Source organism: Sinorhizobium sp. (genome assembly GCF_059070375.1).
This window is the reverse complement of record NZ_JCACWC010000004.1, coordinates 1-11,275: the sequence shown is the minus strand read 5'-3', so window position 1 is coordinate 11,275 and position 11,275 is coordinate 1. Positions and strand designations below refer to the sequence as shown.

The window sequence follows — 11,275 nt, the reverse complement described above, 5'->3', positions numbered from 1 at the left end:
CTCCCACTCGCTCTCCGGACGAGAAGCCCGGTTCCTCCACTTCGCAAGATAGGCGAACGGAGGTAAACGGGAACCCCGACGAAAGGGTAATGGGATTGGAACTCAGCGTGCTCCGAAAATGGCGGAGCCTACCCGCACGCCGGTGGCGCCGAAGGCGATTGCCGTTTCGAAATCGCCCGACATGCCCATGGAGAGCCTGGAAAGGCCGCACTGATCGGCAAGCTTGGCGAGCAGGGCGAAGTGCGGTCCCGGATTTTCGTCCAGCGGGGGAATGCACATCAGTCCTTCGATGTTCAGAGCCAACTCGTCACGGCAGAGCCTGACGAAGGCGGCCGCGTCTTCCGGCGCGATGCCAGCTTTCTGCGGCTCGAGACCCGTGTTCACCTGAACATAGAGGCGGATATTGCGCCCCTGGCGCTGCATTTCGGCGGCGACCGCGCGCGCGATCTTCTCCCTGTCGATCGTCTCGATGACGTCGAAGAGCGCAACCGCGTCTGCAACCTTGTTGGATTGCAGCGGGCCGATCAGGTGCAGCTCGATGTCGGGGGTCTCACGCTTGAGCGCGGGCCATTTGGCTTGCGCCTCCTGCACGCGGTTCTCGCCGAAGACGCGTTGGCCAGCCTCGATCACCGGCCGGATCGTCTCGGCGTCGAAGGTTTTCGACACGGCCACCAGGCTGACAGCATTTTCCGAACGCTTGGCCGACTTCTCGCTTGCGCGAATCCGGCTCAGCACTTCGTTCAGCCGTTCCTCGACTTCCATTCCACGCTCCCGTTCAAGATCGTCTAGACATCCTCGCTTGCGGCTTATTGAAACTTGCAACGCTTGCCAAGTCCAGCGCAAGCCGGAGCGGGCGGGTTCGCTTTGGCCGCGGCGTTATCCTGCCCGCGCTTGAAATGCCAAATCGAAGGGATCGCCCGGCGAATCCTTCAAAACTTGACGCTTGGGGCGTTTCGTGGTGAAGGTCACGCCAGCTATCACGCGCGGGCGCTCGCGCCCGGCAGAATTTCCGGAACATCGACAAAGACATGGCTACCGAACGATATAATCCGCGCGATGCCGAACCGCGCTGGCAGCACCAATGGGAAGCGGGCAAGGTCTTCGAGACGAAGAACGACGATCCGCGCGACAAATATTACGTCCTGGAGATGTTCCCCTATCCGTCCGGGCGGATCCACATGGGTCACGTGCGCAATTACACGATGGGCGACGTGGTCGCCCGCTACAAGCGCGCCCGCGGCTTCAACGTGCTGCACCCGATGGGCTGGGACGCCTTCGGCATGCCGGCGGAAAACGCTGCCATGGAGCGCGGCGTTCATCCGGCGAGCTGGACCTACCAGAACATCGCCTCGATGAAGGCGCAGCTCAAGGTCATGGGGCTTTCGCTCGACTGGAGCCGGGAGTTTGCGACCTGCGATCCCGAATATTACCAGCGCCAGCAGCATCTTTTCCTCGATTTCCTGGAAAAAGGCCTGGTCTACCGAAAGCAATCGAAGGTCAACTGGGACCCGGTCGACAATACCGTGCTCGCCAATGAGCAGGTGATCGAAGGCCGCGGCTGGCGCTCCGGCGCGCTCGTTGAACAGCGCGAGCTGACGCAATGGTTCTTCCGCATCACCGACTTCAGCCAGGATCTGCTCGACGCGCTCGACACGCTCGACGAGTGGCCCGAAAAAGTGCGGCTGATGCAGAAAAACTGGATCGGCCGTTCGGAAGGGCTGTCGGTGCGGTGGGAGCTCGATCCGGCGACGGTCCCCGGCGAGGAGAAGGAAGTCACCGTCTATACGACGCGGCCCGACACGCTGTTCGGCGCCTCCTTCCTGGCGATCTCCGCCGATCATCCGCTCGCCAGGGATGCCGCAGCCAAGAACGCCGAGATCGAAGCATTCTGCGAGGAATGCCGGCGCGCGGGCACGTCGCTCGCCGCATTGGAGACGGCAGAGAAGAAGGGCATCGACACCGGCATCCGCGCGCGGCACCCCTTCGATCCGAACTGGGAGCTGCCGGTCTACGTCGCCAATTTCGTGCTGATGGACTACGGCACCGGCGCCATCTTCGGCTGCCCTTCGGGCGACCAGCGCGACCTGGACTTCGCCCGCAAATACGATCTGCCGGTCGTTCCGGTGGTGATGCCGAAGGATGCCGATCCGCAGACCTTCACGATCGGCGACGAGGCCTATGACGGCGACGGCGTGATGATCAATTCGCGCTTCCTCGACGGGCTCTCGGCGCAAGAGGCGTTCGAGACCGTCGCCTCCAGACTCGAAAACGATCTGCTGAACGGCACGCCGCGTGGCGAGCGCAAAGTCAATTTCCGCCTGCGCGACTGGGGCATTTCCCGCCAGCGCTACTGGGGCTGCCCGATCCCGGTCATCCATTGCGACGACTGCGGCGTCGTTCCGGTGCCGAAGGCAGACCTGCCCGTGACGCTGCCGCCGGACGTGACCTTCGACAAGCCCGGCAATCCGCTCGACCGTCACCCGACCTGGCGTCACGTCGCCTGCCCGCAATGCGGCAAGGACGCACGCCGGGAAACCGACACAATGGATACCTTCGTCGATTCCTCCTGGTACTTCACCCGCTTCACGGCGCCCTGGGAGGACAACCCGACGGATCCGAAAGCGGCCAATCACTGGCTGCCGGTCGACCAGTATATCGGCGGCATCGAGCATGCGATCCTGCATCTGCTCTATTCGCGCTTCTTCACCCGAGCGATGAAGGCGACCGGCCACGTGGCGCTGGACGAGCCTTTCAAGGGGCTGTTCACGCAGGGCATGGTCGTCCACGAGACCTATAGCCGCGGCGAAGGCGCGCAGCGGGAATGGATCACGCCCGCCGAGATCCGCGTCGAGGAAACAGACGGACAGCGGCGCGCGGTCCACATCGAGACCGGCGAGGAAATCGCCATCGGCTCGATCGAGAAGATGTCGAAGTCGAAGAAGAACGTCGTCGACCCGGATGACATCATCGGCTCCTACGGGGCCGACACTGCACGCTTCTTCGTGCTCTCCGATTCGCCGCCGGATCGCGACGTTATCTGGTCCGAAGCAGGCGTCGAAGGCGCCCATCGCTTCGTGCAGCGCGTCTGGCGTCTTCTGACCGAGGCCGCGGAGAAGCTGCGTGCGGTGGATGCCGCACCGGCAAGCGGAGGCGAGGGGCTTGCCGTGTCCCAGGCCGCGCATCGCACTCTCAAGGCGGTAGAGGCCGACTATGACAAGCTCGCCTTCAACAAGGCGGTCGCACGCATTTACGAACTGGTGAATGCCATGGCCGGCCCGCTGACGCAGGTCGCGAGCGGCAAGGCGGACAACGCTCTGACTGCTGCGGTAAAGGACGCCGCGACGATCCTGATCCACCTGATCGCGCCGATGATGCCGCATCTTGCGGAAGAATGCTGGCGGGAGATCGGCGGCAAAGGTCTGATCGCCGAGAAGGCCTGGCCGAAATTCGATGCTGCGCTCATCGTCGAGAACGAGATCACGCTGCCGGTCCAGGTCAACGGGAAAAAGCGCGCCGATTTGACAATCGCGCGCGACGCAGATCAGAGTGCGATCGAAAGCGCCGTGCTCGCACTTGACGCCGTCAAGGCCGCGCTCAACGGCGGCAGCCCGAAGAAGATCATCGTCGTGCCTCAGAGGATCGTCAATGTCGTTGTCTGATATAGCTGGCTTCCGTCTTCGGTCCTTGGGCTTCGTAGCGGGCGCATTGTCGCTCGCGGCACTTGGCGGCTGCCAGGTCAGGCCCCTTTATTCCGACGGTCCTACCGGTTCGACCTCTGTCGCGCTTGCCGCGATCGAGATTTCGGAAGCCGACGATCGCGTCGAGCAGGAAGTCCGAAATGCCCTCGTCTTCCTGACGTCGCGTGGTCAGGGCGAACCGGTCAATCCGCAATATCATCTGGCGCTCAGCGTCTCGCACCGGACGATGGGCGTGCTCTATGAGAGCACGGATCTCGACAATGACGACGACGACGCCGGAGCCGGCCGCATCGTCGTGAAAGCGGACTACAACCTGACCAAGACCGCCACCGGCGAGACCGTGAAGTCAGGGAACCGGACGGCCGTCGCTTTGGTCGACTTCCCCCAGCAGGAATTCGCCAAGATACGCGCCGTGCGCGATGGCGAGAATCGCGCCGCCAAGGAACTGGCGGAGATCATCGGGGCCGACCTCGCAGCCGCTCTCGGCCGCTGATCCGTTCGTCAGATGAGCGAGGTCAAGTCGCACGAATTCGATAATTTCCTGCAGCGATCTGCGGCGATCTACCGACTTTTCCTGCTCTACGGTCCCGATCGCGGCCTCGTCTCGGAACGCGCGTCCGAACTCGCCGGCAGCTTCGGCCTTCCTCTCGATGATCCTTTCGCCGTCGTCAAGCTTGATGCCGGGTCATTGCAGGGCGCGGGAAGCGTGCTGGACGAAGTCAATGCCATCGGTCTTTTCGGCGGCGATAAGCTGGTCTGGGTGCGCGGTGCGTCCGCTGAGAAGGCGCTCACCGAAGCGCTGCAGATTCTCGCGACCGACCCGCCCGCCGGCGCCCGGCTCATCATAGAAGCGGGCGACCTGAAGAAGGGGGCGGCGCTCAGGAAAGTGGGCGAGACTTCCCGCTCCGTCGCTTCGATCGCCTGCTACAGCGACGACGCCAGGGGCCTGCAAGCACTTGTCGACAAGGAACTTTCGGAAGCGGGCCTTCGCATCGGTCCCGCCGCACGCGAACGTCTGGTGGAGGCGCTCGGGGGCGACCGCATGGCATCGCGCAACGAGCTCCGGAAACTCGCCCTCTATTGCCGCGGCAAGGATTTGGTCGACGAGGACGACGTTCTCGGCATCGTCGGCGACGCCAGCGCCATTTCGGTCGATGATGCGGTCGATGCGGTATTGAAGGGCGACGCCGACGCGCTGCTGCACGCGATGAAGAAGATCACGACATCCAAGACGCCGCCTTTCCTCGTGCTTCAGGCCTGCCTGAGGCAATTCCAGCAGCTCGACGTGATGCGTGCCGAAATGGATGCGGGCCGCCAGTCCGCGGGTCAGGTCGTCGCAAGCCTTGGCCGCGGCCTCCACTTCCGCCGCAAGCCGGTTGTCGAAGCGGCGCTGAAACACTGGACCGCTCCGGCGATCCGGCGCGAATTGGGTCGCCTGCAGGCGACCATCTATCAAAGCCGCAGCCGCCAGAGCCTTGAGGAGAGCCTGGTGATCCAGAATCTCCTGGCGATCACGATCCAGTCTGCGCGGCGTTGAGGGTGTTCGTCAACGCCGCTCGAGCAGCCGGCAGATCTCTTCCAATTGGTCGAGCGTCTTGTATGTAATCTTGAGATGCCCGCCGCTGGCCTTGTGGTTGACGCTCACTTCCAGGCCGAGGCTATCGGACAGGGTGCGCTCCAGCGCCAGCGTATCGGCGTCCTTCTCCTCACGCTGGCGGCCCTTTGCGTAGTTGGGATCGTTCTGCGACTTGATGTCGTTCTGCGCCAGCCGTTCGGCCTCGCGGACCGAAAGACCTTTCGAGACGACCGCACGCGCCAAGGCCACCGGGTCCGATGTGGGTATAAGCGCGCGGGCGTGGCCCGCGGAAAGGCTGCCATCGGAAAGCATGTCGCGCACGGGCTCCGGCAGCTTCAGAAGGCGAAGGCTGTTCGCAACATGGCTCCGGCTCTTGCCGATGATGTCGCCGAGATCGTTCTGCGTGTAGCCGTGTTCCGCGATCAGTTGCTCGTAGCCCAGGGCCTCTTCGAGGGGATTGAGGTCGGAGCGCTGAACGTTCTCGACAATGGCGATCTCCAGCGCCGTCCTGTCGTCAACATCGCGCACGATGACCGGTATTTCGGTGAAGCCCGCAAGTTGCGCCGCGCGCCAGCGCCTTTCACCGGCAATGATCTCATAGCGGTCGTGACCGACGGTGCGCACGACGACCGGCTGAACGATCCCGTGCTGGCGGATCGAGCTTGCAAGGTCCTGAAGCTCAGCCTCGTCGAACTGCCGGCGGGGGTTGCGAGGGTTGCGGGAAACGAACTCGATCGGGATCCGCCGATCGGCGCTGATTGCGGCGGCCGGAGCCGCGCCGGTGTGCAGCGGCTGGTCCATTTCGCCGATCAAGGCGGCAAGGCCGCGACCCAGACGCCTCTTGGAGCTGTCATCGTTCATCTGACACCTGATTAGTTACGCTACCGAAACGATTAAGCGGCCTTCCGCTGCCTCTCGCGCTGAATGACTTCCGAGGCCAGTTGGAGATAAGCCTGACTTCCGGCGCATTTGAGATCATAAAGAATGGCCGGCTTGCCGTAGGAGGGGGCCTCGGACACCCGCACGTTGCGGGGAATGAGGGTATGATAAACCTTATCTCCCAAATGCAAGCGAACGTCACTGACGACTTGCTGGGCAAGATTGTTCCGGGAATCGAACATGGTCAGCACGATTCCCTGAATATCGAGGCCTGGATTCACCGTCTGCCGCACCTGCTCGACCGTCTCCAGCAGCTGGCTCAAGCCTTCGAGGGCAAAAAACTCGCACTGCAATGGTACGAGAACCGAATGCGCGGCTGCCATTGCATTCATCGTCAAAAGATTGAACGATGGCGGGCAGTCGACCAGCACATAGGAATAAGCAAGAGCATCCACCGAAGCCAAAGCCTTACGGAGCCGGAAAACCCGATCCGATTCCATGGAAATCTCCATTTCGACGCCGAGCAGATCCATGGTCGAAGGCACGATGGCCAGATTTGGCACCGCCGTATCCTGAGCAATCTGGCCGATCGAATGGGTCCCCATCATCAGCTCGTAGGAAGACAAATGCCGGGCACGACGCTGGATACCGAGCCCGGTGCTGGCATTGCCTTGCGGATCGAGATCGACGATCAGCACCCTTTCACCGATGGCGGCGAGCGCAGTAGCAAGATTGATGGCCGTCGTCGTTTTGCCGACGCCGCCCTTCTGATTGGCAATAGTGATGATCCGATTCTTTGGGCCAAACATGTTTCGCTCGCCTATCACTTCGTCCGACGTGAAAGATTTGCAATCTCGAGCACAACCGAATCCGGCTCGACGACACTTGCATGTTTTATCAGATCGAATTGAAAGCGGCTAACGGCTTTGTCGACTTCCTGCTGATAATCCCGCCCTTTGTGAAAGAATGCCACCGTTTTGGAGTCTTCCATGAGCATCCATGGCGCACAATGATCGAGCAGTTGGCTCAGATCGGCGAGCGCACGCGCCGAAATCGCGTCGCAATTCGGAATTTCAGCCGGTGCCGCTTCGATTCGAATCGGATGAACGGAACCCCTGGCACCGATTTCCCTGAGCGCGACGCGTAAAAAGGCGGCCTTCTTGTTATTGCTCTCGACCAGGTGAACCCATCCGTTCTCTGCCTCGGAAAGACAAATGGCCGTAATGACACCGGGAAATCCTCCGCCGCTTCCGAGATCGACCCAGGTCTTCGGGGCAGGGGAGAGTTGATAAAGCTGGAGGCTATCGAGGATGTGGCGCTGCCATAGATCCCCTAGCGTGGAGGGGGCGACGAGGTTGATCGATCGCGCCCATTTCTGGAAGAGGGAGGCAAAATGCTCGAGCTTTTCGACCGTTTCACGTGAAACACGCAATCCGTTCAGTGCCGGAACTAGACTCGCTTGCATTGTATAACCTATCCACCCACACGTTGTGCCTGGCGATCCTGCCTTCGTAGCCAGGACAGAATGAGAGATATCGCCGCGGGCGTCACGCCATCGACCTTCATAGCCTGGGCGAGGTTCCGCGGCTTGTGTTGTGCCAACTTTTGCTTCAACTCGTTCGAAAGCCCGGGAAGCACGTCGTAATCGAAATCATCCGGTATGGTCGTATTTTCGTCACGCCTTACACCGGCAATGTCAGTGGCCTGGCGATCCATATAGACAGCATAGGCCGCATCGATCTCCAGCGCCTCGACCACCCCGGCCGGAATGTTTTGAAGCTCGGACCATACCGGTTTCAAAGCGGCTATCGACTGATCCGGATAAGAGAGGATATCGAAAGCGGTACGACGCTGGCCGTCCTGATTGAGCTTCAGGCCGAAACGCTTGCCCTCGTTTGGCGTAACCGAAAGTGACTGCAGGAGCCTGCGTCCCGTCTCGAAGGAATGCTTCCATGCCTCGAAGCGTCGACGGCGCGCGTCGCCGACACATCCGAGCGCAACGCCCGCCGGCGTCAACCGCATATCGGCATTGTCTGCGCGCAGCGACAGCCTGTATTCCGCCCGCGAAGTAAACATGCGATAGGGTTCGCTTATGCCCCGCGAAGTCAGGTCATCGATCATAACGCCGATATAGGAGTCCGTGCGGCTGAAGACATAGGGAGCCCGTCCGCTCGCGGCAAGCGCGGCATTCAAACCGGCAACGAGCCCCTGAGCTCCGGCTTCTTCATATCCCGTCGTGCCGTTTATCTGACCCGCAAGATACAGTCCGGGCATTTTGCGCACGCCGAGGGAGAGTTCCAGCTCCCGCGGATCGACATGATCGTACTCGATCGCGTAACCCGGCTGAAGAATCTTCGACCTGCTCCAGACCGGGAATCGTACGAATGAAGGCGTCCTGCACATCCTCGGGAAGGGAGGTCGAAATCCCGTTCGGATAGACGGTGTCATCGTCTAGTCCCTCCGGCTCCAGAAAGATCTGGTGACCATCTCTCTCGCCGAAGCGGACGATCTTGTCCTCGATAGAGGGGCAGTAGCGTGGGCCAACGCCTTCGATCTGTCCCGAATACATCGCGGACTGGTGAATGTTATCGGCGATAATCTTATGCGTCGCATCCGTGGTCCGTGTCACGCCGCAATCGATCTGGCGATTGATGATTGCATCGGTCATGAAGGAGAACGGGACTGGATTTTCGTCCGGCCCTTGCCGCCCGACGCGGTCCCAGTCGACCGTGCGTCCGTCCAGGCGCGCCGGCGTGCCGGTCTTCAATCGACCAAGTTGCAGGCCGAAGCGCCGCAGTGTCTCAGAGAGACCCAGGGACGGTTCCTCGCCCACGCGACCGGCGGGTATCTTGCGTTGGCCGATATGAATGAGGCCCTTTAAAAACGTGCCGGTCGTGAGAACGACGGCTGATGCGCGAAAGACTCGGCCGTCCTTCATAATCACGCCACGAACCACACCGTCTTCGGTCAACAGGTCGAAGGCATCCCCTTCGATCACCGAGAGGTGTTCGATCCCGTCGATCTCCCGCTGCATCGCCTCGCGATACAGCTTGCGGTCTGCCTGGGTGCGGGGTCCGCGCACTGCAGGCCCCTTGCGCCGGTTGAGAAGCCGGAACTGAATACCCGCGGCATCGGCCACACGTCCCATGAGGCCGTCGAGCGCATCGATCTCCCGAACGAGGTGGCCCTTGCCCAACCCGCCGATCGCGGGGTTGCAGGACATTACCCCGATCGTATTCCTTTTATGTGTGATGAGAACTGTACGGGCGCCGAGCCGCGCGGAAGCAGAGGCAGCCTCACAACCTGCGTGGCCTCCACCGATCACAATGACATCATAGTCCATCTCAGACATGCTCCAGCCTAGCTTTGCTCAGCTTCCGCCTTGATTGTCAGTTCATGCCGTCGAGTCAAGGGCGTTTCACGTGAAACGCCCGAGGCAACTCGCCTGCGTTGTATCCGTCTCGTTATTTTCCGATACAGAACTCGGAGAATATCACGTCCAAAAGGTTCTCCACATCGACCCGGCCGGTAATCTTACCCAGGGCGTCTCCTGCTTGCCGAAGCTGCTCAGCACGCAGTTCGAGTTCGGAAGAACTCAGGCTCCGCTCCAGCGCCGCACTGGCCTGCCGCAGACAATCGACATGGCGCTTCCGGGACGGCATCGCCAGGGCAGTCTTACCGGCCAGATCGGGGAGATGCGACTGCAGTGCCGTCAATAGATCGGCCATGCCCTCACCGGACCCCGTGGACAGGAAAATGTCCGCATCCGATGCAGCCCATCGTGGTGAGGGGCGGTCGACCTTGGTTGCGACCCGAATGACGGGGACCTTTTCCGGAAGAGCCTCATCAAGCCGGAATGATCCCGGTTTCTCCGATAACAGAAGGACAAGATCGGCATCGGCGATAACCTGCCGGGCTCTCCGAATACCCTCCCGCTCCACAAGCTCGTCCGTTTCACGAAGTCCCGCCGTATCGAAGAGTTTAACTGAGAATCCGGCTAACGAAAGATCTACGGACAGAACGTCGCGTGTCGTTCCTGCAACCTCCGTCACGATAGCGATGTCCCTTCGGGCCAGTGCATTCAGCAAGCTCGACTTGCCTGCGTTCGAGCTCACCGGCAATGACGATCTTGAGCCCGTCCCGGATGATTTCGGCAAGGCCGGCGCGCGCGATATGTCCATCGATTTCCTGCCGGAGCCTGCCGATATCCTCCCAGATCGCGGCGCTGACGGAACCCGGCACATCGTCTTCATCCGCAAAGTCGAGCTCTGCCTCGATCATTGCCCGCGAATCGGGTCAGCCGTCGGGCCCAGCCGGCATAGAGTGCGGATTGTCCGCCGCCGGAATGCTCTATGGCGAGACGACGCTGCATTTCCGTCTCTGCAGCAATCAGGTCGGCCAGCCCCTCCACCTCCACCAGGTCCAGTTTGCCGTTCTGAAAGGCCCGCCTTGCGAACTCTCCGGCCTCCGCATGCCGTAGCCCCTCAGTTGCGGCGAGCTCCTCGAGGATGGCGCTTACCACGGCTCGTCCACCGTGAACCTGCAATTCGCAGCAATCTTCACCGGTGAAAGACGCCGGCGCCGGGAAATAGAGGACCAGGCCGCTGTCCAGCGTTTCACCGTTTCGAGTCCAAAATCGTTCTGAGCGCCGCGATGCGCGGCGCAGGCAGGGCTCCGCAAAGTCGCACCAGCGCATCAGCGGTCGCCGGACCGCTCACACGTATAATGGCAACGCCTGCAGGCAGCGAGCCGCTCGAAAGAGCGTAGATCGTATCGGTGGATGGCATCGGCTTACCGGTTTACGCAACGACGAGCAGGTTTGACGCCGGCCATACCCGCCATTTCGGCATATTGAACATTGGGGATCGGGCAGAGCCTCGGAAGCGCAATTGGTGCGACACTCGTCCGGCTATTGCGAAGCCGCCTTATGCACCGAGCCGCGCTCGAAATCAAGTGTCGCTCTGTTTGGGCGCATATCCACCCCGGCGTTTCACGTGAATCACTCCCGTCCCGGGATCACGGTCGATAGGGGAAAATGGCGGCAGAAGGAAGTGCTCCATCCCGGATACGCGAGAGGCCGGCGCTGGGCGGCGCCGGCCTCTCGGCTGAGAGAAGAGAGTCT

7 protein-coding genes and 2 pseudogenes are annotated in these 11,275 nt (G+C 61.4%); 3 read left to right on the top strand and 6 right to left on the bottom strand.

Annotated features, from left to right (window positions below; translation table 11 throughout):
• Positions 1-102: 102 nt before the first annotated feature.
• Positions 103-762: a YggS family pyridoxal phosphate-dependent enzyme gene (locus AC5J09_RS26430; protein ID WP_494298945.1), complete on the bottom strand. Its 660-nt coding sequence runs from the start codon at positions 760-762 to the stop codon at positions 103-105.
• Positions 763-1,028: 266 nt separating this feature from the next.
• Here AC5J09_RS26430 and leuS point away from each other — a divergent pair, with 266 nt between their 5' ends.
• The 3 genes from leuS to holA are packed head-to-tail and all read left to right on the top strand — an operon-like array spanning position 1,029 to position 5,235.
• Positions 1,029-3,659, top strand: a complete 2,631-nt coding sequence (leuS, locus tag AC5J09_RS26425) for a leucine--tRNA ligase (RefSeq protein WP_494298944.1) — start codon at positions 1,029-1,031, stop codon at positions 3,657-3,659.
• On the top strand, positions 3,646-4,191 hold the full coding sequence (locus tag AC5J09_RS26420; protein ID WP_275597101.1) for an LPS assembly lipoprotein LptE: 546 nt from the start codon (positions 3,646-3,648) through the stop codon (positions 4,189-4,191). Before leuS ends, AC5J09_RS26420 begins: the two co-directional genes overlap by 14 nt.
• A gap of 12 nt (positions 4,192-4,203) precedes the next feature.
• A complete protein-coding gene (holA, locus tag AC5J09_RS26415) occupies positions 4,204-5,235 on the top strand; it encodes a DNA polymerase III subunit delta (RefSeq protein ID WP_100672637.1) in 1,032 nt (343 codons plus the stop codon).
• A 9-nt stretch (positions 5,236-5,244) separates the two neighbouring features.
• Here holA and AC5J09_RS26410 read toward each other — a convergent pair whose 3' ends face one another.
• From AC5J09_RS26410 to mnmE, 5 genes and pseudogenes are all read right to left on the bottom strand, one after another.
• Positions 5,245-6,135: a ParB/RepB/Spo0J family partition protein gene (locus AC5J09_RS26410; protein ID WP_100672636.1), complete on the bottom strand. Its 891-nt coding sequence runs from the start codon at positions 6,133-6,135 to the stop codon at positions 5,245-5,247.
• Between the two features lie 32 nt (positions 6,136-6,167).
• Positions 6,168-6,962, bottom strand: a complete 795-nt coding sequence (locus AC5J09_RS26405; RefSeq protein WP_494298943.1) for a ParA family protein — start codon at positions 6,960-6,962, stop codon at positions 6,168-6,170.
• A gap of 14 nt (positions 6,963-6,976) precedes the next feature.
• A complete protein-coding gene (rsmG, locus tag AC5J09_RS26400) occupies positions 6,977-7,618 on the bottom strand; it encodes a 16S rRNA (guanine(527)-N(7))-methyltransferase RsmG (protein WP_324762559.1) in 642 nt (213 codons plus the stop codon).
• Positions 7,619-7,626: 8 nt separating this feature from the next.
• Positions 7,627-9,505 (bottom strand): annotated as a pseudogene (gene mnmG / locus AC5J09_RS26395) (tRNA uridine-5-carboxymethylaminomethyl(34) synthesis enzyme MnmG).
• A 112-nt stretch (positions 9,506-9,617) separates the two neighbouring features.
• Positions 9,618-10,940 (bottom strand): annotated as a pseudogene (gene mnmE / locus AC5J09_RS26390) (tRNA uridine-5-carboxymethylaminomethyl(34) synthesis GTPase MnmE).
• Positions 10,941-11,275: the final 335 nt, after the last annotated feature.